This window comes from Microbulbifer maximicatervae (SeqCode) (genome assembly GCF_052467305.1).
This window is the reverse complement of record NZ_CP174306.1, coordinates 3,927,082-3,950,468: the sequence shown is the minus strand read 5'-3', so window position 1 is coordinate 3,950,468 and position 23,387 is coordinate 3,927,082. Positions and strand designations below refer to the sequence as shown.

Sequence of the window (23,387 nt, the reverse complement as noted above, 5' to 3'; positions counted from 1 at the left end):
ACCAGTGAGCCGATTAGCACCTCCTGTGCTAATCGGCACTGCAAGAAAATATAGAGGCAGGTGTGTGTTCCCGCGTATACAATCCTGCAGGAGCCGACTTTGGATCGGCAGCGGCACGGCCTTGTGCCGTTTTTAATCCAGCACTATGGGCTGCTGGATTAAAAATATGCCGGGGCTTTTAGCCATGGATTTGGCCCTATGGGTTTCTCCCCGGAATAAGTGCTTCAGATGAAGGTGTTATTTCGCTTTGAGTGCAGCGGTATATTCCTCGTGCTAGCGTTTTTTTCGCTAGTTTGAGGTGTTCTGTCCACCTGTCATCTTACTTTTGAGCTCCAGTAGCTTGACGATACCGGAGCCTAGCTTCATCAATTTAAGCAGGTCCTGGTGTTCTAGCTTGCTGAGTGTGTTGGCAAATTCTTCGAGTAGCTCCAGCAAGCTGTAAACTTCCTGGATTTTTTCCTGTGCCTGGGCATCCAGCTCATCTTGGGGCTCATTGAGCAGCAGCTGGCGAAGCAGACTTAATGTAGGGTCGAGCTCTCGCTTGCGGCGCTCTTCGAAGACAGTGCGAGCGAGGTCCCAGATTGACCCAGCTGCAGTGAAATAATCTTTGCGATCGCCCGGTTGATGGTGCAGCTCAACCAAGCGCCAGGCCTGTAGCTCTTTGAGCCCCATACTGACATTGCCACGACTGATCTTCAGTGCCTGGGCCAATTGCTCGGCATTGAGTGGCGTGGGATGAATGGTGAGTAGGGCAAACATTTGTCCCACCGTGCGATTGAATCCCCAGCGGCTACCCATTTCACCAAAGTGCAGTACGAATGCCTGGGCTTGACTCGATAGTTTCATTTACTTCTTAAGTTTCAGAAATTTCTGAAAATTGTAAATGTAAATTGATCTATGTCAATCACCAATTTAGAAAATAATGTGAGGCCAGCAGAGGCTCCCTGATTCTGATCTGGGGAGAGGCTGGTTATATGCTCAAGCTACTTTTGGCTCTTTGGTACCAGTTGTCGGGCACGATAAAGCCTCTGCAGGCTTCGCCATTTTTATCGACGGCGGCGATGCACAGGGGGTGGGTAAAGCTTTCGGACAGCAGCGCCTCTAGCAATTGATCGGCAGTCATGCCGGTGGTGCCGCTCTGAGGCGCCAGCCAGGCTTGCTTGGGGAGTGCCAGCCACTCGAGAGCACCGCGGTTTGCCTGGCTCAGGGAGAGTGATCGAAACTCGGATAACGATACCCACCAAAGATCATGACTGGAGGGCCGGTGAAGTGTATCCAGGGGTTTGAATAGTCTCCCGGGCATTAGCGCCCACTGGCGATCTATCTCTAGGCCGTGCTCTTTCAGCATTGATTGAACTGCCGGCATTTCAATCAGTGGCAGTTGATGATCTGCCATTCTTGCCAGTTTGATATTCAGTCGGTCCTTGATTCCAGGCCCTACCCAATGGATATCGGTAACCTGGAGATAAAATTTTACGGCAATTTCCCAGTGTTCACACTGGTTGCTGGGCAGGTGTTGCACGACGAAGTCGAGTTCCCCCAGTGTCTTGCCGCCGGACCTTAGAGGGAGGTTTTGGTAGAGCAGCTGGTAGTCGGGATGTTTGTCAAAGGCAAATGACCAGAGCCTTTCAAAGTAAGTGCCCAAGCGGTTGTTGGGTTTGTTGAGGTTGAGTTCGTGCAGGTAATTATCCAGTTCAGGGGAAAGTGTATTTTTTACTTTCGGGCAGGAGAAGTATTCCAATAGGGACTTTCGTCGCGTGGGTAGAAGCCAGGGGAGTTGGTTAGCCGCACTAAAAGCTGTAACGGAGTCCTCGCTAGTGGGAATATCCGAACTTCCCACGGACCACATTAAGTTGTCCCAATTATCTACCTGTCCGCTTTTTAGGGAGGAAATCATGGCCTTCTGTATCGTTTCCTGAGTCATTAAACTTCTGTATATTGCTAAAATACAAGACAGATTGGTGCAGTCATCTATGATTGCTTTACCATCTGAACTAAAAATAATAATTACACTTATAAGAATCGATCCGAGCACCAAGAAAATCAGCGAATTACCGATGTCGAAATAAGTCCTCTGGCAGTGAAGTTTCTGCCTTGATTTCGTTATCCATCTCCAGTGCCAGCTGTATTCTGGAAGTTGATTTTGGTCGGGTATTTTTCTTACAGTGACTGATACTGGAGAAAATCATGGAATCAGGTCCCCTTATTTCGATCGGCTTGCCTATCTCGCTGTTTATCATCATGGTGGGAATAGGGATGACCCTAACTGCCAGGGATTTCCATCAGGTAACGGTAAAGCCCATTGGCCTTATTATCGGAACTTTTACCCAAATTCTCCTGATGCCAGCTATAGCAATTGGCCTCTGCTGGGGATTAAATCTACCACCGGCCATTGCTGTTGGCCTAGTCATTATTGCCGCCTGTCCGGGAGGCACAACATCGAACCTGTTTACCTTGATGGCTCGCGGCAACGTGGCGCTTTCTATTGTATTAACAGTTTCTGCCAGCCTGATTACTATTGCCAGTTTACCGCTTTTCGCAAATTATGCGCTTCGAACTTATTTCGGCGCTGACCAGACTATAACTCTGCCATTCGCCAGTACAGTGGTGATGTTATCCAGTATTGTCCTCTTGCCTGTTGTGATAGGGATGCTATTTCGTGCCTGGAGACCGCACCTGGCTCGCCGCGCAGAGGGAATAGTCAGTATTTTTGGCGGGGTTGTATTGCTTGCACTGGTAGCAGGCCTTATCTGGGGAATTCGCGATCGCCTTGCAGACTTGATGGTTCAAGCTGGACCCTCGGTCATTCTATTGAATCTCTGTGGTGTGCTATTGGGACTTCTTATCAGCCGGGTTGCTGGCCTGCCAAAGCGGGAAGGGGTTGCGGTTGCAACGGAACTCGGTATTAAGAACAGTACCATCGGAATGATGGTAACCCTCACGCTCTTACACTCGAGCGAGATGTCCGTGCCCTCAGCAGTTTACGGTGTATTGATGTTCCCATCTGGCGTTCTTTTGGCGTTATATGGTCGCCGTGGTGCAACGAAAAAACTGGCCTCTGAGACGGAAGGAGCAGGTGAAGTAGGGTAGTAAATGTTGCATTTACCGAAAACTAGACCATACCTTTACTATTGAGGGTGTGGTCGATCTTGGAAAATTGAGCTCGCCTATACCAATTTCTGTTACTGCACTATGAATTTCAATAATTCTAATGTGCGGCCACGGATTACTGGATGTCCTTTTTAGGTATATGTCTAAAACCAGGCATTGAGTTGTCTCAACCCCAGATTGTAAAGTCAATATGTTCAAGGGTTTTACGGCGAAGCGCAGCAAGAAAAATACAATCAACAACAACCTAAAATTAGATGCTCTGGTCTGGAAGAGAATATTGGAGCAGTCGGCCCTCAGTGGTAATGATTCTGGGGTAGGTAATGCGGCTAAACACAGTATTGTTGTTTCTCTGACTAGCTATGGAAAGCGAATCCATGATATCCATTTGTGTATCGAGAGTTTATTTCAGCAGTCGCTAAAAGCGGATTTAATTGTACTTTGGCTGTCGACCAAAGAATTTCCAGCTTATATGTTGCCCAATATTTTAATGAGGCAGGTGGATCGTGGGTTGAGAGTTGAATTTGTTGATGAAGATTTAGGACCTTACACAAAGTATTATTACGCGCTTCAAAAATTTCCTGATAGCCTGATAGTCACGGTGGATGACGATATCCTCTACCCGATGGATACCATCGATATGCTGTATCAGTCATATTTAAAGTTCCCGTCACATATTTTCTGTCATCGAGCTCACAGGATAGGTGTTGATAAAAAAGGCAATATATTGCCTTACAATAAATGGAGGACAACGCGGGAAACTTGGAAGTGCAATATGAATATCAAACCTTCTTATCGCGTTTTTCCTACTGGAGTTGGTGGTGTTTTATATTATCCCGGCTCTTTACATCCCGATGTTCTGAATAAAGATAAGTTTTTGGAGTTATGTCCTAGTGCGGATGATATCTGGCTTAAAGCCATGAGTATGAGGCAAGGAGTCAGTTGTGCAAGAGTGCCAGATGTTCGTTTCTGGAGGGATAGGTTTTTAACAATCCCTGGGTGTCAGGCTAGCGGCTTGAAGAAACAGAATTTAAAGGGAAAGTGTAGTAACGATAAGAAAATACGCAGAGTATTCTCTGAATATAATTTAACTCAGTTACTCTTAGAGTGAATAGGCGCTGCTTAATCTATAGGTAATGTAGCTGTCGTTCTCTAAGGTTGATGTTTGGCTTTCAGTTTAATCTCAAATTGCTACCACTTATAACGAAATCCTAATTCCAAACCTCCGGAAAAACTATTCCCCAGGTTTTCCAAACTGCTACTGTAATAAATTTCTGAATAGATAGAACAGTGATCACCGCACTCATCGTAGCTCGCGCCTAAGCGCAATTCACCGTACCAGGTATCAGGTTTTTGACTGAGTCGGGTTTCCGATACGAGTAAATTAGTCCTCTGGTCGATATTGTAAATAAGGCTCGGAGTTGCGAACAGAGAGAACCTTTCCAGGGGAATTGAGCCATACATATTGCGACTGCTCTTACGCTGGCTCTTGCGCTTTTCAAAGATGGTTCCCAAACGTAAGAGGAAGCCATTGTTATTGATATCTGTAGCTTGTACGGCATAGATATCCTGCAAGTTATTTGCTTCCTCCGAGGTGTAAATCAATTGCGCATGGGGTGTCCAGGAATAGTAATCATGCAGTTTAAAACTCTTGCCGCCCTCGATAGACAAGGCGTAACCAAATGCTTCATCGCTATTATTGAGTTCGCGCAGTGATTTGGCATCCATTTCAAAGTCAAACCAATTTAGCTTAAGTTGACTATCAATAAAAATGCCATCCAATCCATACCAGGTGACAAATGCGCTGACGCCGTAGTTACTCGCATCGATTGAGCCATCACCAAAAAATGAACTCACATCGTTATTTGAATCGCCGTAGTGCAGAGCGGCGCTGCCAATAAGTTGGCTTCCAAATACGGAGACTTGTATTGGTAAATCAAAGCCCACTTGTACTTGATAGTAAGTTTGTTTCCAGTTTGCACGGGTACTGGACTCATTGGGATCAAGGGTAATATGTCGGGCAGAGTTCCTGATCCAAAGTCCACGATTATCAATTGCCTGCTCTTGGGCATCGCTATACTCGCTGCTGGTCAAGTCCAAATAGCTTGTACCTACCCAATAGCGATTTCCTAGGCGGCTGCGTAGTGAAGAGGGAATATTGAGTGTTCTGAGAATTTGCGGGAGGGCTTCGTAGAGTACTGCAGTAGGTTGCCATCGGATCATTCCGCCTTCAGGAAATACTGAAGAGTTATCCACAGTTGAACGCAAATACCAGCTGCCATCATCACTTCCTCCTGCGCCGTTCTGGTGCAATGTGTAAGCATAGGCTCCACCTATCACTGCCTGCTGATCATCTTTACTGACAAAGTCCCCTGCCAGGGTGAATTGTGCATTTGATTCGCCTTTAACGGAAACCACCTTAATGCCATTGCCTTTTGTCCTCTTTCCTTTACCTGAGCGGTTAAAGACAGAGATAGTGGTAGTGCCAGAGCTGTCTCCTTCCACAATTAGTTGATCGCTCTGTGAAAAATCATCTTCAAGGACGGCGTCTACCCATAGGCGCCCATTGTCAGAGCGGTACTGCCCATAGTTTCCATTATCGTCTTTGGCTATGGTGAGGGTGTTGAACCTATTGTTGGATAGATCAATGGTTCCACTATTGGATACATCTCCTGAAATTACATAACTGTCGCTATCAAAAAATGCCTGTCCACCCCAGCGAATATCCAGGCCGAGGGAATTCCCTTCCGAATCGAGGCCTCCTCCGACAGCTAAACTCCCAGTGAATGTCATTTTGGAGCTACCCCAGATAACGACTCTTTCCCAGTTGTTTAGAAGAGTCCCATCAACGGAGTAATCCAATTTAAATATTAAATTGTCGACTTCACCATCATTTGCACTGAGATCATCACCACCATCCAGTATGACGTCTCCATCGAAAGAGTGTGAATCTATCAGTAGGGTGTCTGATCCGGAGCCGCCTCGAATTTCGTTACTGATGCCCTCATCCCAATAGATGTAGTCATCGCCGTTTCCGCCATCCAGGTAGTTAAAAATGAATCCTCCATCCAAGGTGATGGTATCGTTTCCTTCTCCTCCCCAGACGTGAAAGGACAGCCCATCGAGTAGAATCAGGGTGTCATCTCCATCGCCTCCATGAATGCCTCCCCCCCCGAGATAATTCCCTACATCACTGGATCGCTCGTCGAGAGTTATCGTATCGTTGCCAGCACCGCCGTCGGCAAATAAGGTAACAATTCCTCCCGTGATAGTAATTTCGTCATCACCCTCTCCCGCAAGTACATTTTCCGCCGTCCCACCGTTAAGGATGATGGTATCGTTGCCGGCATAAGTTTCTATGTCCGCACCATCGGGGTCATTGTCTTCGTCACAGGTAATTTCATCTGTGGCAGCGGTGCCACTATTGCCGGGGGTACATTGTGCTAGAGAGTGGCGGCTAAAAATAAGCAGTGCAGAAACCGTCATAATGAGTAGGAATATTTTTACGAATCCTACAGAAGAAAGCTGGAAACCAGTTTTTTGGGGAGACACAGTTATTCCTTTTATTGTGCCAGACAGTTGTAATACCGATTAGGTTTTTAGCGGCGAAGTTATAGTTGGGGACAACGCAGCTCTAGTATGACTTGACTTAAAATTTTAAGAGTATTCGCTGTCGCCCAACTGTATGAAATCACTCCGGGAACTAAAATTTAATACCTACCCCAAAATTTATGATCCAGGGGTTGTAGTCAAAATGGGCATAGAGGCGATCCCTGCCCAATTCAGTGGGGAAGTCGACGGTGGCATCGGTGTCTGCCAAGTAGTAAACCGTGGACAAGTTAAGCACTAGAGGATACCTCCAGTCGCGGAAATCAAAGATATAATCCAGGCCGGCTTGTAACCCCCAATCCCAGGAGTGCCCCATGTTTAATGATCCTGGTGCAACTGACAGTCCAGAGTCTAAAAGGTATTCGTTAAACTGGCGGCTGATTTCAACGGTGTGGAAATTGGTGTAATTGATTCCTGCACCGATATAGGGGCGAGCGCGATAGGATGGATCTAAGAAGTACCAGTTACCGAAAACCATTGTTGTTGTAGTACTGAAGTCGCCGAGCTGGATTTGGTTTCGCCCGGAATTGCCGGTGAAATTATCCAGCTTCGTACCATAGTTGGCGCCATTAATATGCATTAATTCAATGCCCCAGCGATCGCTGGGTCGCCACACTCCCGAAATTTGCCATGCATGAGTCGTGTCGATTTGCCAGCTGCTGTTGTATAAATCCCATTGCTGTAAAACTCTATATTTAAGCGCTGTGCCCTCATCGTTTGGCTGGACATAAGTCAGGCCAAAACGAACAATAAATTCACCCCATTCGATATCACGCCAATCATCCTGGGCATGGGTCGATAGTGCTGAGAGAGTGAAAAGTAGAGTAATAATTCCTTTATTAATTCCTTTTGCGGTCATCTCGATACCCATCTTTGAAAATCCGGACACAGGCAAAACAGCTTATCTGCCATAGGTGGCTTTGGTTGATAATTATTGGCAGTGCATGGGCCAAGTACCCCAAAAAGTAGCAGGAATGAAAAAGGTCGCAGGGAATTTTTCAAAATTTGAGGCCTAAATTATCTAGCCAGGTTTACAGGGAGAAGGGAATTTATAAGGAGAGAAAGAATAATGCGCTTGGTGCCTTTGGGGGTATAAGTGTCTATTCGAGTTTACAGGGAAATTTCCACTGCGAGTCTTGGGTGCAGTGTATTCTTTCCCTCTTTTCCAGTGATAAGGCTGGGCTACGGGAGATTACCCAGGGGCACTTTTTCCAGATTGCGGGCGTATTCCAGGAACTTCTGTGCTGCTGGTGATAGTGGACGTGATTTGCGTCGAGCTAAATACCAGTGGGTGACAATGGGAAGCTCTTCGACATCGAGAATTGACAAGCCTGCACGCCCGCCAAATGCCAGGGTATGCTCCGACAATATAGAGACCCCCAGACCGGACATAACCGCGTGCTTAATGGCTTCATTGCTCTCAATGGTCATACGGAGCTTGAGGTCTACATTACGTTTGCGCAGGAACTGTTCAATGGCATGGCGTGTACCGGAGCCCTCTTCCCGATGTAGGAACTGACATCCTGCAAATTCTTGCATGGAGATTTTCTTGCGGGAGGCCAGTGGGTGGTTCTCAGGCGCTATCGCCAGTAATCGGTTGGGTAGAAACTCCACCAGCTCCAGGTCCTGGCTCTTTGGAGGATGGCTGAATACGTAGAAGTCATCTTCATCCTCACCGGTGTAATCAATGATCTGTTGGCGGTTGCCCACCCTGAAGTGGATATCCAGTCGCGGATGCTGCTGATAAAACTCCCCGATCAGGTGGGGGATAAAGTATTTGGCGGTGGTCACTACTGCCAGTTGTAAGCTGCCGGTATCCAACCCTCGCAATTGGGCCAGTTTCAGGTCCAGGTACTCGTAACTCTTCAGGATTTCCCGGGCACTTTCTACCAGGGTTTGCCCGGCCTCCGTAAATTGCAGTTGCCTGCCCACCGAGTAATACAGAGGTAAACCCACCGCATCGGAGAGTTTGGCCAGCTGCATCGATACGCTCGGCTGGGTCAGGTGCAGTTTTCTGGCTGCGGCGCTGATATTGCCCAACTCATAGACACAGAGCAGGATCTCCAGTTGTCGAACGGTTCCAATGCGGGCATGGGCACGAGTTAAGGGCACAAAATCACCTATATAGGTTTTGGTTTATAGTTTACATAATAAATATCTATTTTTATCTATCAATAGCAATTCCGATAATGCGTCAATTTCAATAACCAGTGGGGGCATTATCAATGCAGAGATCACAACTCTTCTTTGGCGTGGTTGTCGGCTTGTTAGTTTTAAGCACAGGCTTATCAGTAAATCTTGCCGGTATGAACGGGGTTCCCTTGATGGCTGTAGGCCTAGTGGTGGTTCTTGCGAATGCTGCTTACTGGCTGATGGCGCAGCAAACCCCGAAACGCATACGTATCTCCAATAATCGCTCCAGACAGCGCCGGGGACAGCGATAGAGATGCAGTTGGATATTGTTGTTGGTTTCTTTCTGCTGGGCGCCTTTGCCCAGCTGGTTCGCAGTGACCTGCGTTTACCCAAAGGTCTTTACCAGAGCTGCGTTATCTTCCTGCTAATCGCCATCGGCCTGAAAGGTGGTGCTGCTTTAAGTGCGTATTCCGCTGCCACCCTGGTTCCCCAGTCCCTGGCGGTGGTGGCTTTTGGTGCCCTGTTACCCCTGGTGGCTTTCCCTATCTTGCGCTGGATTGGCAAGTGGTCACGTGTGGATGCGGCGGCAACGGCGGCGCACTATGGGTCTGTCAGTGTTGCCACCTACGCGGTGGCTGTAGCCCTGCTACAGTCACAGAATATTGAATACGAAGCGTATTTCCCTCTGTTTGTAGCGCTTCTTGAAGTCCCGGCAATCATTGTCGGCATGTTGTTGGCACGGCAATCGATGGGCAGTTCGAGCAAGCGCCGGGTGTTTCACGAGGTCACCTGCAACCAGGGAGTACTGTTGCTCCTGGGGGGAATCGTTATCGGAGCCTGGGCTGGAGAGCGCACCGCTTCAGTAATGCCTTTGTTTGGGACCCTGTTTCATGGCATATTGGCGCTCTTTCTGCTGGAAATGGGGCGTGTCGCTGCGGCGCGGTTGGCCGATGTTAGAGGGCAGGGTGCTTTCCTGCTCAGCTTCGGCATTTTTATGCCGCTGATTGGCGGTGCCGCTGGCGGTATCTTGGGGAGTTTGTTGGGGTTGTCGCCTGGTGGTATCTTTCTGCTCGCGGTGCTCGGTAGCAGTGCCTCTTATATCGCTGTGCCTGCGACTATGTCCGTTGCCCTGCCGCAGGCCAATGCTAGTGTGTCCATCACTTTGTCCCTGGCAGTTACCTTTCCTTTCAATGTGCTGGTGGCGATTCCCGTCTATCTGGCGCTCGTTCAATATTGGAGTTAATCGCAAGTGAAGCCGATTCCCTTTGAAAAAGTCACTATCGTAATGGGTTCCCGCTCAGATTGGGCCACCATGAGCAACGCGACTAAGCCTCTGGAAGAGCTCGAAGTTCCCTTTGCTACTGCTGTGGTTTCGGCCCACAGAACTCCCCAGCGTATGGTTGAATTTGCCAGCCGTGCCCACGAATCCGGTACCGAAGTGATTATTGCCGGCGCCGGCGGCTCCGCCCACCTGCCGGGTATGATCGCTGCTTTGACTCCCCTGCCTGTGATCGCAGTGCCGGTTGAGAGCCGTTTTATGACGGGTATGGACAGCTTGTTATCCATTGTGCAGATGCCTCGCGGTGTGGCGGTAGCAACCCAGGCGGTTGGCGCTTCCGGTGCCTACAATGCAGGTTTGATGGCTGCGCAGATGTTGTCTTTGGCTGATGCGGAATTGCAGAAGCGCCTGATCGCCTGGCGTGAGCGTCAGACCGAGCAAGTCCCGATCACGGTTGAGTGATAGGAGATCGTTGTGAGTAAGAGACGAGTTGCCATTATTGGCTGTGGGCAGTTGGCACAGATGATGGCTCAAGAGGGGCAGCCCCTCGGAGTGGAGTTCAGTTTCCTGGCTGAGACCGGTGAAAATACCGACTGTGTGAAGGGACTGGGGACTATCGTGGAGATGGAACCGGGACAGGACCCTGAGGCCTTGTATCAGGCACTGGGACGCCCGGAAGTGATCACCAGTGAGAGGGAGCAAGTGAGTGTGGACTTGCTGCGCTCTTTTCAGCCCTTCTGTCCGGTATATCCGGACCCGCATATTACAGAGAAGGCCCAGCACCGCTTGCGTGAGAAGCGAGCACTCACAGACTCTGGACTGCCTGTTGCACCTTTCGCAGCAGCACAGGGTGAAAAAGAGCTGCGGGAAGCGGTCGATCAACTGGGATATCCGGCGTTTATTAAGAGCTGTGAAAATGGCTACGACGGCAAGAACCAATGGTGTGTGAAGAGTGCTGCAGACTTGGATGCTGCCATTCCCCAAGCTGGAGATCAGGAGTGTGTGGTTGAGGCTGGGGTGAATTTCGCCTGTGAAGTTTCCATTATCGGTGCTCGCTCGGCATCTGGTGAAATTAAAGCCTATCCGCTGACGGAAAACCGCCACCGCAACGGCACCTTACTGCTGTCCACTGCTCCCTACGACAGCCCGGAGTTGCTCAAGGCCGCAGAGGGTTACCTGGCGACCCTGCTGAAGGACTGGGACTATGTGGGTGTATTGGCCGTTGAGTGTTTTGTCAGTGAGAGCGGCCTGATTGTCAACGAAGTGGCACCGCGAGTTCACAACAGCGGTCATTGGACCTTTGTCGGCCCTGAGGCCAGCCAATTTGCCAATCATATCCGCGCGATACTGGATATGCCCCTGGGCGATACTGCCTGCCCGGTGCCGGTTGCGATGGTCAATATGTTGGGGGTTGATGTAGCTCCGAAGCAGGATAACGATGGTGTTTGGCTGTACGGCAAAGCACTTCGCCCTGGGCGCAAAATGGGTCATGTCATTTTACAGGACCCGGATATGGAGCACCTGCGTCAGCGCAGCGAAAGTATGATTGAAGAACTTTACGGCGAAAAGATTTAGTGCTTACTGAATATTGCGCATCGGGTTCTTGAACTTGAGTTTGTAGCCGGTACCCCGCCACATGGGAGTGCCGGCTCGATAAGCCGCCCGGGCAATCATATGGACACCAATTGGCACTGTAAGTAATAAGAATAAAATAGCGGCTATGGCCCTGGCTGTTACCTGAGCGTCACTAAAAAGAATTGCTACGCCCGCCAGCAATAATCCGCAACACACCGTAGCCCCTTTTCCCGATGTACTCATTCGAGTGTAAAAGTCCGGCATTCGCAACAAGCCCAAAGCGGCACTGAACCCAAAAAAACTGCCCACCAGAATTATCAAAGCGATAAAAATTTCATCAAATGTCATCACGATCCCTATGGCTGTGGGTGACTGTGCGCGAGCCGCTTTTTTCAATAAAACGGGCAAAGGCCACACTCACTAAAAATGCGACCAGGGCCAGGGCGATGGCAGCGTCCAGATACACGGGTTGTCCCGAGGCGATTGCCAGTAGTGCACAGTAGGCTACCGCCAAAATATTGAGAACATCCAGGGCGACAACCCTGTCTGCTAGGGTGGGGCCCAAAGCGATACGTAGGAAGCACATCACCAGGGCGAGTAACAATAGAAAGGAAGCAATATTGATTGCTACTGTGACCAGTGGCGAATGAATATCGATAATTGTGAGAAACATCAGGAAACGGCCTCCTTAACCCGTTTCTCAAATCCCTCCCTAATCTCCTCGCGAAAGGTTTCTGGATCACTGACAAACATAGTATGTACGATTAAGGCATCATTGTTGGGTGTGACATCCAATACCATAGTGCCCGGTGTCAGCGAAATTAAGTTAGTGAGAATAAAAATCTGGTTTCTATCGAGCCTCTCCATGGGTAGCCGTACTACCAGGGGCCGGCTTTGCAAGCGGGGCGAAAAGACTTCATAGGCTGCACGCAGGCTGGATAAAACAAGCTCCTCGATAAAGAAAAAGAATAAATGAGCCAAACGGGGCAAGCGGGTAAAGTAAGTCTGTGCCCCGGGTAATATAGGTGAGACTCGCAGTGCCAGAAATCCGATCAGAAAACCAAAGAAGAAATTTGCCATGGAAGCATTGCCGGTCAGGGCCGACCAACTGATCGCGAGCAATAAATTTAATAGAAAAATACGCATTTCTATTTATCCATCCCAAAGTTAATGAGTGGTACCTGGTAACACGGCGTTCAGGTAATCATCAGGCTCCAATAACTCTCCGGCAGCCCCCAGGGAGTATTCGATAAAAGGCTCGGGAACCAATCCCAAAGCCAAAGTGATTAATGCCAATAACGCGACTGGTAACAGCCGCTGGAAGCGTTCTGCGCCGCTGAGGCTATATAAATTTTTGCAGTGCTCCTGGGGGTGTGGCTTCCAGAATGCCTCTGCCCATATTTTACTCATTGAAAACAGGGTAAGCGCCCCGGTAATCAATGCGACTGCAGCGACGATATAGGCGGCCTGGTCGAGACTTGCTTTAACTAATAGCAGTTTCGCCCAGAATCCAGATAATGGTGGGAACCCCGCTAAGCTAAATGCGGCGATAAAAAAGAAAGTAGAGAGAAGTGGGCTGGCGCGATATAAACCACCAATTTCATTGAGTTCATAACTGCCAGTAAGGCGCTGGGCAGTACCGCTAATCAGGAATAAATTTGTCTTTGCTACAATATTGTGGACCATGTAGAACACAGATCCGGCCAATGCTAAAGGGCTGTTCAGTGCTAATCCCAATACCAGGAATCCAATCTGGCTGATGATATGGAATGCGAGTATCTTGCGGAATTCGTACTGTGCTGCTGCGCCCAAAACACCCGTCAGCATGGTGAGTAATGCAGCTCCCAATAAAATATCCCGGGTGAACTCCAAATCATTGGGAAATATTAAAGTAAAGGTGCGAATTAGCGCATAGACGCCGACTTTGGTCAGAAGACCGGCAAATACAGCGGTTACAGCGACCGGTGGAACATGGTATGACGCGGGCAACCAGAAAAAGAGTGGAAATATTGCCGCCTTAATTCCAAAAGCGCAGATAAAAATAACTGCCAATGTCGAAATCGCGACGGGGTTTTGTACCTCGGCCAAAGAAATATGCAGCTGCGCCATATTAAGGGTGCCGGTGAGTCCATAAAGCAACCCGATAGAGGTCAGCATCAACAGCGTGGATACAAGGTTTAATGCTACATACTTGATGCCACCGTCCAGCTGTATTTTTTCCCCCCCCAGTACCAGCAGTGCGAAAGAGGCAATCAGCATCACCTCAAACCACACATACAAATTAAATAGGTCGCCGGTGATAAAGCTACCGCTAACACCGGCCAATAGCAGTTGAAAGAAACTGTGAAAGCCAAGTTTCACCCGTTTCTCACTGATATCTGAAATGGCAAATAGAGAGACACACAAACCCACGATGGCACTGATCAACAGCATTACCGCACTGAGCCGATCGGCGACCAATGTGATGCCGAAGGGAGCCTGCCAGTCTCCCATTTGCCCAGCTTGAGGGCCCTGGCTTTCTACCAGGACAAGAATATAAAGGTTAATGCAAAGGGCGGTAAGGCACCCCAATATCGAAATACCAGAGCAAAGGTATCTACGGCCTCGAGCGGGAAATGTGATTAACGCCGTGGCGATAGGGATTAGGAATGGCAGGGCCAATAACCAACTCAAGTAGTCTTCTTCCTCTTGGGTTTGACAGGCTCGGCAATACGCATGCTATCCACATCCAATGTGCCCAGCTCACGGTAAGCCTGGGCGATTAGGGCCAGGGCAAAGGCCAGCAGGCCAAAGCCAATTACGATCGCAGTTAGGATCAGGGCCTGGGGTAGGGGGTTGGCAACGATAATTTGCGGGGCTTCCTGGCCCTCGGGTACCAGGGGTGGTGAGGCGCGAGTCAACCGCCCGGCGATAAAAATTGCCAGGTTGGCGGCATTGCTAATTAGTACCAAGCCAAATAGATAGTGCAAGAGATGGCGGGCAAGCATTAAATATACGCCGGTAGCAATCAGAATACCGACGACAACGGCGAGGGGAGACTCCATATCAACTGGCCTCTTCCAAGGCAAAAATGAGTGTGAGAACGGCTCCAAGTACTGTCAGGTAAACCCCAATATCAAAAAACAAAAGATTGCTGATAATGATTCCGCCATCTTCCTTGCTGCCTACTATGGCAAACCACTGTCCGGAAAAGGGACCGTCTCCCCAAAATAGAGCCATCAATCCAGATAATCCGGCGATGACAACTCCCCAGGCAGCGAGGGTCCCTGGAGGTATGCGCAGAGCACTTTGTGCCGCCTCCATACCCCAAGCCATGGCAAATAAGGCAAAAGCAGAAGCGGCAATTAATCCAGCAATAAATCCGCCTCCGGGATAATTGTGTCCACGCAACAGCATATAAATGGAGAAGACCAAGATCAGGGCTACCAACACACGGGTCGCTGTCTGTAGGATAATAGAATTCACTGCTTGCCCCGTCTTAAATGATGACCGAGTAAGGTCACCGCAGCGACAGCCGCGGTAAACACCACAATAATCTCCCCGAAAGTATCCAGGGCCCGGAAGTCCACCAGAATGACATTGACGATATTGCGCCCATGGGCCTCGGGTACAGCAGCTTCCTTGTAAAATTCACTCACAGGGCTCTCGAATGGGGTTTGCAGAACCACCAGAATGCTAATGGTAAATAAAAGGCCAACTGTGGCACCGAGCAGTGCATCCCTGGGACGAAAGCCTTCCTTCTTTCCGGGGGTAAATACGGGCAGACGTGGAAGAATCGCAGCAATTAATACTAAATAGAGTGTTTCCACCAGAATCTGTGTAATGGCCACATCCGGTGCACCAAAGAAGAGGTAAATTAGAGCGATACCCACACCGAGAGCGCCGAGAGCGCAAATGGCAGTCAGAGGTTTACGCGCAAAACCCGCAGTAAATGTACCTCCTACCGTCAGCAGTATGGCTGCCCACTCTTTTAAATTAAGTCGTGGCGCAGTGTATTCCAGTGAGAAGTGGCCGGTATGAACAAAGGCATAAAAAAGGGCCATCGAGAGCGTAACAAAAATGACCGTGAGATAACGACGCATAATTCCATTTTGCAATATGCGTGTTTGCAGTGCGGCAAAAGCTTTTAATAGTTCTAAGGATTTATCCCACAGTAGATCGGCGCTAGTTGGCGCATGGGTAAAGTCCCAGTTTAGCCAGGCACGCATACGTTTTAAATTGACATACATAATCACCCCGAGCACAAAAGTAAGAATGCTCATCAGGAGCGGAATGTTAATACCGTGCCAGAGTTTCAGGTCGATGGTTTCCGGAAGGCCAAGTATCGCTGTCAGTGCCGGTTCCACCAGTCCGCCACCGACTAAGTCCGGGGCCAAACCAAATGTGAGGCCGAAGGCGCTTAAAACCAGTGGGCTTATCCACAAACCAGGAGGTGCCCAGCGAATACGACTGGCATCTTTGGGGGGAGGGCCAAAGAAGGGTTTGATGGCCACCATGCCGGCTACTGTCACCGTTACCGCATTGGCAAAAATTGCTGCTGTGCCCACCAGTGCGGGCTCTGAAGCTACCGCCAGTGCACCTTCATATTTAAGCTCTTTACCAATAAATCCAAGGAACGGCGGGAATCCTGCCATGGATAGGGCTGAAGCCAGTGCAGCTATAAAAGCAAAGGGCAATAATTTCGCCAGACCGTGCAGCCTGGTTAAATCCCGGGTACCTGTTTGCCGATCGATAATGCCCACCACCATAAACAGTGCGGCTTTATAAAAAGAGTGAACCAGCAAGAAAGTAATTGCAGCGGCGACGGCAGCTGAAGCATCAGAACCCAGAAACATGGTGATAGTGCCGAGGGCAATAACGGTGGTATAAGCGAGGGCCAGTTTCAGGTCTGTTTGACGCAGGGCGGCCAATGCCGCTACTGCGGCAGTGGCAATACCGGTGCAGGTTAAAATCCACTCCCAGTATTCAGTGTGAGCCAGTACCGGATGTAGGCGCGCAAGAAGGTAAATACCGGCTTTGACCATAGTGGCGGAATGTAGATATGCGCTCACCGGTGTTGGCGCCGCCATGGCATTGGGCAACCAAAAATGGAAGGGCAATTGTGCCGACTTTGAAAATGCTCCGATAAGCACCAGTATCAAGATAGGAAGATACAGTGAACTGGATTTAATCTGTTCTCCTTTTATTAACAACTCTTCAAGATCATAGCTATCGACAATCTCTCCCATTAATAGGAAAGCGGTTAGTAAGCAAAGCCCCCCTAAGGCGGTCACTAGTAAAGCCTGTAAAGCTGAGCGTCGTGCAACAGCACTGGAGTGGTTAAAGCCAATCAGGAGGTAACTTGCGACCGTCGTCACTTCCCAAAACACAAATAAAGTAATGAGATCGGATGCCAATACCAAACCCAGCATTCCGACCATAAAGAGATAGAGATAGAGGAAGAAACGCCGCAATAGTGGATTGCCGCGTAAATACTCAGCGGCGTAAATGGTGATAAAAAAACCGATACCGCTGATTAATAAGGCAAATAAAAAGCTGAGGCCATCAATATAGAAGCGTAGGGATACGCCAAGTTCTGGAACCCAGCTAATGCCAAAAGAAAACTCTCTACCAGCGGAAATATCGGGCAGATGAAAAAGCAATGACAAGGCGATAATGGCCGGAGGAATCGGAGAAAGCAGGGAGATCCATCTTCCCGGCGTTTTTTTATCGCCACTGCGACTTTCCATGTCGCCTGCTGATCCCATTATTTTATCCCTGGTGACTCGATGCCTGTATACAGCAGTGATTCACTGCCAGGGTAATAGTTTAGGTGTTATTCCTGAGGTAGAGTGCTTAGGATCAAATTACTCTTGATTGTCCGTATCAGGTGAATAACCTGAGAGGTCAAACCGGGATCTCGAAAGAGTATGATGATTAATGCTAAAGGCGGCAGTGGATTTGTATTCTTATAGTTTTATCCAGTCACTTGGATTAATAATTAAGAAAAATATCCTATAGATAAATACCCTATTCCCCTCACACTGTTCCTGTTATTGAATCGCAAGTATTTATGCACAATGAAGAATCGTGGAATATAGCATAGGAGAATAGATATGTTGAAATTGGCATGCTTAGCTGCAGTGGGAGCTTCTGCTGTTTTTCTGTCCAGTGGTGTTTCTGCTGTGAGCTGTGGGGATGTTGTAACTGTACCGGAAATTTTGGAAGGGGCGATAGAGTCATGCGCCGTCAGCCCTGCGGTCACCATTACTGATGCTGGATCATTGGATTTAAATGGTTACTCAATTAGCTGTAATGGTTCTGGGGTGGGCGTAAATCTGCAAGGTGCTGGAAGGATTCTGAGTAATTCAGAGGGGGGAGGGTTTATAGAGAACTGTGCAACAGGTGTTTCCGTTGAAGGGGTTGGAGCGCATTTTATTCAAAATGTAAGTGTCATGAGTAATTCTAATTATGGTGTTGCACTTACAAGTAACAATAATGTTGTTTTGGATTTATTCTCAAGTTTTAATTCCGGTGTAGGTGTTCGGGTATTGGGTGACTTTAACCAGGTAATAAATGCAGAAATAAGCGCTAATAATTCTTCTGGTATGGAGGTTTCTGGAGATGGCAATGTAATAAATTCAAATGAATATCAACTCAATGATGATAACGGAATTGTTATTTTAGATGCAGATAATAACCTAATTGTTGGGAATTTATTGGATGAAAATGGAACAAATGGAATTCTATTAGAGGCAGATAATCAGCATGGTAATGTTATTACAGGAAATGAAGTGAATGATAGTGGTAATACGGACCTTAGGGACCAAAATAATCCTGCCTGTGTGAATAATGTATGGATTTCAAATACCTTTGGTAGCTCTAATGATTCATGTATCCAATAGGAGGGTTATGGGGGTGATATTCTTTGCAGATGTATTTGGTTTGGTTGACGCAAGTTTAGGTGTTATTGCAAGACATAAAAATAAGCTAATTTCTATGTCACATTGGGACAGCAGTATCTATATAACTTGTTGGCAAGCTTAACTCGCCAAAATCTATATTTCAAAGACTCCTGTTTATCGAGATCTTTAAAGTTCGGGTAAAAGCTGTAGGTCCGAACGCCGCCTTTTTAAGGGTAGGCGTTAAAGGTTGCAGTTAGGGGGGGATCTAGGTATTGGATAATAAGTTGGCCATTTTTAAAGTAATCGATTCCGAGATCTGGAAATGGCATATCATAATAGATCAACTCTTCAAATATTGGCAGGTCTCCTAGTGGTAGTATTCAGAATTCCGAATACTACCACTAGGAATGATCATCTTGTGTGGGGCGTATTTTTCATTCGCTTTCCGAGACATTTAATTCACGTTTAATTGGGAAAGAGACCCCATAGATAAATCCTAGCTCTCTATCACACTATCAATAGCCTCGAAAATTACAGGCTTTGTAGTAATTAATTATGAATGGATGAGATGATATGAAAACTGAATGTGCTAACCTCGCAAGATTGACGCTTTTAACGATATCTGGTGTTTCAGCTTTTTCACTGGCGGGTGCCGCCTTCGCGGTAAGCTGCGGTGACACGGTTACTACTCCAGAGACTCTGGATGCATCTATTGTTGCATGTGCTATAAGTCCCGCTGTTACTATCACTGATGCAGGATCTTTGGATTTAAATGGCTTCTCGATTAGCTGCGATGGGACCGGAACTGGGGTGAGCTTAACTGGAATTGGAAGAATTCTAAGTGACACAACAGGCACAGGGTCCATTGAAAATTGTGAAACGGGTGTTAATGCTCAGGGAACCGGATCACACTTCATACAGGGAATCAATTCCACTAATAATACGCTTTCGGGAATAACACTTACGAGTGCTGCTAACCTTATCTTGGACTCTACCTCAGACATCAATTCCGGTATAGGCCTCAGAATGTTGGGTGATTATAATCAAGTGATTAATTCGCAAATGAACTCAAATGCACTTCCTGGTATAGAAATTGTTGGAAGTGGAAGTGTCGTAAATGGAAATACAGTAAGCTCTAATGTTGTGAGTGGTATCGTAGTTTTCGGATCAAATAACACGACTATCTCCGGAAATACAGCAAATGATAACGGTACTAATGGCATCTTGCTGGAAGCTTACAATCAAATGAATGTATTGGTTGTTGGTAATACCGCGAAAGGCAATACTGGGAATGATTTAAACGATCAAAACGTGCCTCCGTGTTCTGGCAGCATTTGGATTTCAAATGTTTTTGAAGATGCAAATGATACTTGTATTAATTAGTTAGTATTATCAGGGGGGGTGGCCCTGCTCTATGGGCCAGCAGGCCTAGTGAGGTTATGAATATTAGACTATAGGCAAATCAAACCATAATGCCGTTGCTCCATCTGTTGCTGCTTTTAGCCTTATTATTTCTTTAAATATGCCTAGACCATCCCCGGCACTTAACCGGCGATAATTTATAATAATGATGTCTCCATCTATGATATGTAGGTAGCCAGGGCGCTGCCATGTATCCAGTTGTAGAATCTCTCCAGGCTCTATTTGAAGACGATATAGGCTGGTATCCTGATGGATCTTTAGCGAATTATCTCGACCACTGGGTGTTACCAATGGGGTCAGCATGCTCGTTTGGTTTATTGTCCTTTGCTCGTAGGCAGGTTGAATACCCCTCTGATTTGGATGAACCCAGATTTGTAAGAACCTCAGGTTTTCTGATTTTGAGTGATTGTACTCTGAATGAGTAATACCTTTACCCGCACTCATTCTTTGAACTTCACCAGCAGGAACGACAAAGTGATTACCTTCACTATCCCGATGTTCGATAGCACCTTCAAGAATATAGGAAATAATTTCCATATCCCGATGTCCATGGGAGTCAAACCCGGCCCCTGCTTTTACTGTGTCATCGTTGATAACGCGCAGTGCAGAAAAACCCATATGGTTTGGGTCGTAATAGTGTCCGAATGAAAAGGTATGTTTGCTGTCCAGCCAGCCAAAGCGGGCTTGACCGCGTTCCTGTGACGGTCTGAAATAATACATAGCCAGCTCCTACTCCTATTAGTGCAGTAAATAGAATGTTAGGGCTATGTTAGTCTTCTGCGATATAAAGAAACATTGGATAAAAAGAAGCTTATTATTCGTATCAATAGAATAATCAGCCTTCCTCAGAGGTGGGCATATCTAAAGTGAGTAATCGAAGCTCGCCAATAAACTCCCTCGCCACGGGGCCTAATTTATCCTGGTCTTTAAAGTTCAGGTAAAAACTGCTGGACCGCACTCCGCCATTTTTCAAGGGGAGTCGATTTAAAGTGCCATTCTCGAGTAGTGTTGAGACCATTGGCAAAGGCAGCCAGGCGAACCCCAGCCCCTGTACAATTAAATCCACGGATGCCCGTAAACTGCCCACTTTCCAGCGTTGCTCTGCCCCCAGCCAGCCGGAATCCCTATTGGTCTGTAGTGCGGAGTCCCGCACAATAATCTGGCGATAAGACTTCAAGTCTTCATAACTCAGCTCGTATCCCAGCTGATGTAGTGGATGGTTCTTATGGGCTATAGCCACAAATTCGATACGACAAATCTCATCGTTGAGGGCATTCTTCATGCGGAAGGCGGAAAGTCCCAGATCTACCAGCCCCTCCTGGATCAACTCATTAGTGCCGGATAGTACTGTATCAACGATATCAATATTCACTTGTGGATAAATTGCGGAAACTCTCTCCAGAGCCTGAAAAACGACACTTTGGGGAAAGGCGCCATCTACGGCAATACGCAGCTCGGATTCCACTCCCCGGTTAAGGGAGCCGGCAATATCCTCAATACGTGAGACTTCATCCAGTAGGTATTGGCCCCGGCGTAGCATTAAATTACCGGCTTCAGTAATTACCACTTTTCTACCCGAGACTTCAAACAATTTTACGCCGAGTGCAGCTTCCAGATTGCTAACTGCATTGTGAATACTGGACTGGCTTTTGTGAACGTGGGAAGAGGCTTGATTAAAGCCGCCGGCATCTGCGACAGCTTTAAACATTCGCCACTGTTCCAGAGTGGTTTTTTGCATCTGGGTACTCTTTGAAGGCTGCGAAGGGCTGTTCCAAGGTTTAAGGAGCCTGGGGCAGCCCTGAATATCCTGACTGGCCCAGGCTGAATAGGCAAGGGTTTTTAGCTGCGGTTGTGAGAGCTGTTGTAATCGATTTCCGGCCCTACAGGTACAACCTGGGTTGGGTTGATCGATGTATGGCTAAAGTAGTAATGACGTTTAATATGGTGGAAATTTACTGTTTCAGCAACTTTCGGCCACTGATATAGCTCGCGTACATAGTTACGCAGGTTAGGAAAGTCCTCCAGTCGCTGGCGGTTGCACTTGAAGTGTCCATGATAGACAGCATCAAAGCGAATAAGGGTAGTGAACAGTCGCCAATCTGCCTCGGTAATTTCTGTTCCGACCAGATAGCGCTGTTCCCCTAAAATTTTCTCAACCTGGTCTAAAGCAGAGAATAAATTATAGTAAGCACTCTCGTAGGCTTCCTGGGTGGTGGCAAAGCCGCAGCGATAAACTCCGTTGTTTATATTTTCATAGACCAGTTGATTAATGGTATCTATATCCTGCTGCTTCTCTTCGGGGAAAAAGTCCTGTGTATCGCCGGTAATGGTATTAAACGCGCTGTTGAACATGCGGATAATTTCAGAGGACTCATTGCTAACGATACAGTTTTTTTGTTTATCCCAAAGTACTGGTACCGTCACCCGGCCCGAGTAGTCAGACTTGTTACGAGTGTATACTTGGTGCATAAACTGATAGCTAAACAGAGTGTCCCCGCTGCTACCTTCGTCGACGTTAAAGCTCCATCCCTGATCGAGCATATCGGGGCTTACTACCGAAACATCGATATGCTCTTCCAGTTTCTTCAGCTTGCGGAAAATAAGGGTGCGATGGGCCCAAGGGCAGGCCAGTGAAACATACAGGTGATAGCGGCCGGACTCCGCCTTAAAGCCGCTGTCACCACTGGGACCTGCACTGCCATCAGCAGTCACCCAATTGCGCAGTTGCGCCGCTTCGCGCTTAAAGCTCCCACCGGAATTCTCGGTGTCGTACCACTGGTCGTGCCACTGGCCATTGACTAACAGTCCCATTTTTTACTCCACAATCGGTATTTTCTGGTCCAGAGGAATTTATTGCTTGGTGCTTTTGCGGTGATCCAAGCTGAAACGCCCGGCGCCATGGGCTGCCACTACCAAAAAGCCGCCGGCAATCGCCAGGTTTTTGAAGAACATCAAAAACTGCATCTGATCGCCCAGATTGTTATGGAACAAGACAGCAGTAACTAAGCTAAAGCCAGCAAACGCCAAGGCGGTCAGGCGAACCTGGAAGCCGGCGACTAGTGCGAGCGCACCACCTATTTCAAATAGAATAACAAGGGGCAGCAGAAATTCTGGCAGACCGCCATAGGCTAGGTACTGTGCACTGCCTTCATAATTTTGGATCTTGTTCATTCCCGCCAACAGGAAGATCGCCGCCAAGCTGATACGGCCAGCCAAGTCAGCACTTGCGGAAAACAGGGAGCTGCCGTCGATATTGGCGCTTGTGGATAAAGTGGATGTGCTCATGGTATCGCTCCTAAAACTGTGAATTTTGCGCTACTCAGTAGTCGCTGCTGTGAGTAAGAGGCAGTTTACAGAGGATCGATAGAATGAAAATT

General features: G+C 47.8%; 24 protein-coding genes. 8 read left to right on the top strand and 16 right to left on the bottom strand.

The features are described 5' to 3' along the window. Positions 1 to 288 precede the first annotated feature (288 nt). Positions 289 to 846, bottom strand: coding sequence for a GbsR/MarR family transcriptional regulator (locus ACJJI4_RS17310; protein ID WP_282931244.1), 558 nt, complete (start codon positions 844 to 846; stop codon positions 289 to 291). Between the two features lie 124 nt (positions 847 to 970). Then, a complete protein-coding gene (locus ACJJI4_RS17305) occupies positions 971 to 1,924 on the bottom strand; it encodes a DUF1853 family protein (protein WP_444925929.1) in 954 nt (317 codons plus the stop codon). 263 nt (positions 1,925 to 2,187) lie between these two features. Between ACJJI4_RS17305 and ACJJI4_RS17300 the strand changes: the two genes are divergently transcribed. Together ACJJI4_RS17300 and ACJJI4_RS17295 are read left to right on the top strand one after the other, a co-directional pair. After that, positions 2,188 to 3,090, top strand: a complete 903-nt coding sequence (locus ACJJI4_RS17300) for a bile acid:sodium symporter family protein (RefSeq protein WP_444892036.1) — start codon at positions 2,188 to 2,190, stop codon at positions 3,088 to 3,090. Positions 3,091 to 3,301: 211 nt separating this feature from the next. Continuing rightward, the gene (locus ACJJI4_RS17295; RefSeq protein ID WP_444925928.1) at positions 3,302 to 4,219 is read left to right on the top strand and encodes a glycosyltransferase family A protein; all 918 of its coding nucleotides are present in this window, start codon (positions 3,302 to 3,304) and stop codon (positions 4,217 to 4,219) included. A gap of 80 nt (positions 4,220 to 4,299) precedes the next feature. Here ACJJI4_RS17295 and ACJJI4_RS17290 read toward each other — a convergent pair whose 3' ends face one another. The 3 genes from ACJJI4_RS17290 to ACJJI4_RS17280 form a co-directional block, all read right to left on the bottom strand. Continuing rightward, on the bottom strand, positions 4,300 to 6,660 hold the full coding sequence (locus ACJJI4_RS17290; protein ID WP_444925927.1) for an autotransporter family protein: 2,361 nt from the start codon (positions 6,658 to 6,660) through the stop codon (positions 4,300 to 4,302). A 151-nt stretch (positions 6,661 to 6,811) separates the two neighbouring features. Continuing rightward, positions 6,812 to 7,576: an OmpW/AlkL family protein gene (locus ACJJI4_RS17285; protein WP_444925926.1), complete on the bottom strand. Its 765-nt coding sequence runs from the start codon at positions 7,574 to 7,576 to the stop codon at positions 6,812 to 6,814. Positions 7,577 to 7,899: 323 nt separating this feature from the next. After that, positions 7,900 to 8,829: a LysR family transcriptional regulator gene (locus ACJJI4_RS17280; RefSeq protein ID WP_444925925.1), complete on the bottom strand. Its 930-nt coding sequence runs from the start codon at positions 8,827 to 8,829 to the stop codon at positions 7,900 to 7,902. A gap of 113 nt (positions 8,830 to 8,942) precedes the next feature. Here ACJJI4_RS17280 and ACJJI4_RS17275 point away from each other — a divergent pair, with 113 nt between their 5' ends. The 4 genes from ACJJI4_RS17275 to ACJJI4_RS17260 are packed head-to-tail and all read left to right on the top strand — an operon-like array spanning position 8,943 to position 11,704. After that, on the top strand, positions 8,943 to 9,161 hold the full coding sequence (locus ACJJI4_RS17275) for a hypothetical protein (RefSeq protein ID WP_282931251.1): 219 nt from the start codon (positions 8,943 to 8,945) through the stop codon (positions 9,159 to 9,161). 2 nt (positions 9,162 to 9,163) lie between these two features. After that, on the top strand, positions 9,164 to 10,093 hold the full coding sequence (locus tag ACJJI4_RS17270) for a sodium-dependent bicarbonate transport family permease (RefSeq protein WP_444925924.1): 930 nt from the start codon (positions 9,164 to 9,166) through the stop codon (positions 10,091 to 10,093). Between the two features lie 6 nt (positions 10,094 to 10,099). Beyond that, the gene (gene purE / locus ACJJI4_RS17265; protein ID WP_282931253.1) at positions 10,100 to 10,591 is read left to right on the top strand and encodes a 5-(carboxyamino)imidazole ribonucleotide mutase; all 492 of its coding nucleotides are present in this window, start codon (positions 10,100 to 10,102) and stop codon (positions 10,589 to 10,591) included. A 12-nt stretch (positions 10,592 to 10,603) separates the two neighbouring features. Continuing rightward, entirely contained in the window at positions 10,604 to 11,704 is a 1,101-nt protein-coding gene (locus ACJJI4_RS17260) for a 5-(carboxyamino)imidazole ribonucleotide synthase (protein ID WP_444925923.1), read from the top strand. Between the two features lie 3 nt (positions 11,705 to 11,707). On the opposite strand, the gene mnhG is transcribed toward ACJJI4_RS17260, so the two are convergent. From mnhG to mbhE, 7 genes are read right to left on the bottom strand one after another with little or no spacing between them, the layout of a single operon-like run. Beyond that, positions 11,708 to 12,052 carry a monovalent cation/H(+) antiporter subunit G gene (gene mnhG, locus ACJJI4_RS17255; protein ID WP_413663319.1) on the bottom strand — a complete coding sequence of 115 codons (345 nt, stop codon included), beginning with the start codon at positions 12,050 to 12,052 and terminating at the stop codon, positions 11,708 to 11,710. After that, on the bottom strand, positions 12,042 to 12,377 hold the full coding sequence (locus tag ACJJI4_RS17250; RefSeq protein WP_444911519.1) for a cation:proton antiporter: 336 nt from the start codon (positions 12,375 to 12,377) through the stop codon (positions 12,042 to 12,044). Before ACJJI4_RS17250 ends, mnhG begins: the two co-directional genes overlap by 11 nt. Beyond that, complete coding sequence (locus ACJJI4_RS17245) at positions 12,377 to 12,850, bottom strand: Na+/H+ antiporter subunit E (RefSeq protein ID WP_413663317.1); 474 nt, start codon at positions 12,848 to 12,850, stop codon at positions 12,377 to 12,379. The genes ACJJI4_RS17250 and ACJJI4_RS17245 overlap by 1 nt, the downstream gene beginning before the upstream one ends. Before the next feature lie 21 nt (positions 12,851 to 12,871). Then, positions 12,872 to 14,377 (bottom strand): Na+/H+ antiporter subunit D, encoded by a 1,506-nt coding sequence (locus ACJJI4_RS17240; protein WP_444925922.1) that lies wholly within the window; start codon positions 14,375 to 14,377, stop codon positions 12,872 to 12,874. After that, positions 14,374 to 14,748, bottom strand: a complete 375-nt coding sequence (locus ACJJI4_RS17235; protein WP_444907269.1) for a Na+/H+ antiporter subunit C — start codon at positions 14,746 to 14,748, stop codon at positions 14,374 to 14,376. The genes ACJJI4_RS17240 and ACJJI4_RS17235 overlap by 4 nt, the downstream gene beginning before the upstream one ends. Before the next feature lies 1 nt (position 14,749). Beyond that, positions 14,750 to 15,169: a Na+/H+ antiporter subunit B gene (locus ACJJI4_RS17230; RefSeq protein WP_444915528.1), complete on the bottom strand. Its 420-nt coding sequence runs from the start codon at positions 15,167 to 15,169 to the stop codon at positions 14,750 to 14,752. Beyond that, positions 15,166 to 17,451, bottom strand: coding sequence for a hydrogen gas-evolving membrane-bound hydrogenase subunit E (gene mbhE / locus ACJJI4_RS17225; protein WP_444925921.1), 2,286 nt, complete (start codon positions 17,449 to 17,451; stop codon positions 15,166 to 15,168). Before mbhE ends, ACJJI4_RS17230 begins: the two co-directional genes overlap by 4 nt. 348 nt (positions 17,452 to 17,799) lie before the next feature. On the opposite strand from mbhE, the gene ACJJI4_RS17220 reads away from it, so the two are divergent. Both ACJJI4_RS17220 and ACJJI4_RS17215 read left to right on the top strand, forming a co-directional pair. After that, entirely contained in the window at positions 17,800 to 18,588 is a 789-nt protein-coding gene (locus tag ACJJI4_RS17220; protein WP_444925920.1) for a right-handed parallel beta-helix repeat-containing protein, read from the top strand. Positions 18,589 to 19,161: 573 nt separating this feature from the next. Further along, a complete protein-coding gene (locus ACJJI4_RS17215) occupies positions 19,162 to 19,971 on the top strand; it encodes a right-handed parallel beta-helix repeat-containing protein (RefSeq protein ID WP_444925919.1) in 810 nt (269 codons plus the stop codon). A 63-nt stretch (positions 19,972 to 20,034) separates the two neighbouring features. Here ACJJI4_RS17215 and ACJJI4_RS17210 read toward each other — a convergent pair whose 3' ends face one another. The 4 genes from ACJJI4_RS17210 to ACJJI4_RS17195 all read right to left on the bottom strand — a co-directional run bounded on the left by ACJJI4_RS17210 (position 20,035) and on the right by ACJJI4_RS17195 (position 23,295). Beyond that, complete coding sequence (locus tag ACJJI4_RS17210) at positions 20,035 to 20,730, bottom strand: pirin family protein (protein WP_444925918.1); 696 nt, start codon at positions 20,728 to 20,730, stop codon at positions 20,035 to 20,037. A gap of 115 nt (positions 20,731 to 20,845) precedes the next feature. After that, positions 20,846 to 21,748, bottom strand: coding sequence for a LysR family transcriptional regulator (locus ACJJI4_RS17205; protein WP_444925917.1), 903 nt, complete (start codon positions 21,746 to 21,748; stop codon positions 20,846 to 20,848). A gap of 101 nt (positions 21,749 to 21,849) precedes the next feature. Then, positions 21,850 to 22,821: a glutathione S-transferase family protein gene (locus tag ACJJI4_RS17200; RefSeq protein ID WP_444925916.1), complete on the bottom strand. Its 972-nt coding sequence runs from the start codon at positions 22,819 to 22,821 to the stop codon at positions 21,850 to 21,852. Between the two features lie 39 nt (positions 22,822 to 22,860). Continuing rightward, entirely contained in the window at positions 22,861 to 23,295 is a 435-nt protein-coding gene (locus ACJJI4_RS17195) for a DoxX family protein (RefSeq protein WP_444907274.1), read from the bottom strand. Positions 23,296 to 23,387: the final 92 nt, after the last annotated feature.

Excerpts from the sequence above, each read along its gene's own strand:
- ACJJI4_RS17250 (WP_444911519.1), bottom strand. The coding sequence starts at position 12,377 with ATGTTTCTCACAATTATCGATATTCATTCGCCACTGGTCACAGTAGCA.
- ACJJI4_RS17310 (WP_282931244.1), bottom strand. The coding sequence starts at position 846 with ATGAAACTATCGAGTCAAGCCCAGGCATTCGTACTGCACTTTGGTGAA.
- ACJJI4_RS17305 (WP_444925929.1), bottom strand. The coding sequence starts at position 1,924 with ATGACTCAGGAAACGATACAGAAGGCCATGATTTCCTCCCTAAAAAGC.
- ACJJI4_RS17270 (WP_444925924.1), top strand. The coding sequence starts at position 9,164 with ATGCAGTTGGATATTGTTGTTGGTTTCTTTCTGCTGGGCGCCTTTGCC.
- mbhE (WP_444925921.1), bottom strand. The coding sequence starts at position 17,451 with ATGGGATCAGCAGGCGACATGGAAAGTCGCAGTGGCGATAAAAAAACG.
- ACJJI4_RS17285 (WP_444925926.1), bottom strand. The coding sequence starts at position 7,576 with ATGACCGCAAAAGGAATTAATAAAGGAATTATTACTCTACTTTTCACT.
- ACJJI4_RS17210 (WP_444925918.1), bottom strand. The coding sequence starts at position 20,730 with ATGTATTATTTCAGACCGTCACAGGAACGCGGTCAAGCCCGCTTTGGC.
- ACJJI4_RS17300 (WP_444892036.1), top strand. The coding sequence starts at position 2,188 with ATGGAATCAGGTCCCCTTATTTCGATCGGCTTGCCTATCTCGCTGTTT.
- ACJJI4_RS17235 (WP_444907269.1), bottom strand. The coding sequence starts at position 14,748 with ATGGAGTCTCCCCTCGCCGTTGTCGTCGGTATTCTGATTGCTACCGGC.
- mnhG (WP_413663319.1), bottom strand. The coding sequence starts at position 12,052 with ATGACATTTGATGAAATTTTTATCGCTTTGATAATTCTGGTGGGCAGT.
- ACJJI4_RS17275 (WP_282931251.1), top strand. The coding sequence starts at position 8,943 with ATGCAGAGATCACAACTCTTCTTTGGCGTGGTTGTCGGCTTGTTAGTT.
- ACJJI4_RS17220 (WP_444925920.1), top strand. The coding sequence starts at position 17,800 with ATGTTGAAATTGGCATGCTTAGCTGCAGTGGGAGCTTCTGCTGTTTTT.
- ACJJI4_RS17200 (WP_444925916.1), bottom strand. The coding sequence starts at position 22,821 with ATGGGACTGTTAGTCAATGGCCAGTGGCACGACCAGTGGTACGACACC.
- ACJJI4_RS17295 (WP_444925928.1), top strand. The coding sequence starts at position 3,302 with ATGTTCAAGGGTTTTACGGCGAAGCGCAGCAAGAAAAATACAATCAAC.
- ACJJI4_RS17215 (WP_444925919.1), top strand. The coding sequence starts at position 19,162 with ATGAAAACTGAATGTGCTAACCTCGCAAGATTGACGCTTTTAACGATA.
- ACJJI4_RS17205 (WP_444925917.1), bottom strand. The coding sequence starts at position 21,748 with ATGCAAAAAACCACTCTGGAACAGTGGCGAATGTTTAAAGCTGTCGCA.
- ACJJI4_RS17195 (WP_444907274.1), bottom strand. The coding sequence starts at position 23,295 with ATGAGCACATCCACTTTATCCACAAGCGCCAATATCGACGGCAGCTCC.
- ACJJI4_RS17245 (WP_413663317.1), bottom strand. The coding sequence starts at position 12,850 with ATGCGTATTTTTCTATTAAATTTATTGCTCGCGATCAGTTGGTCGGCC.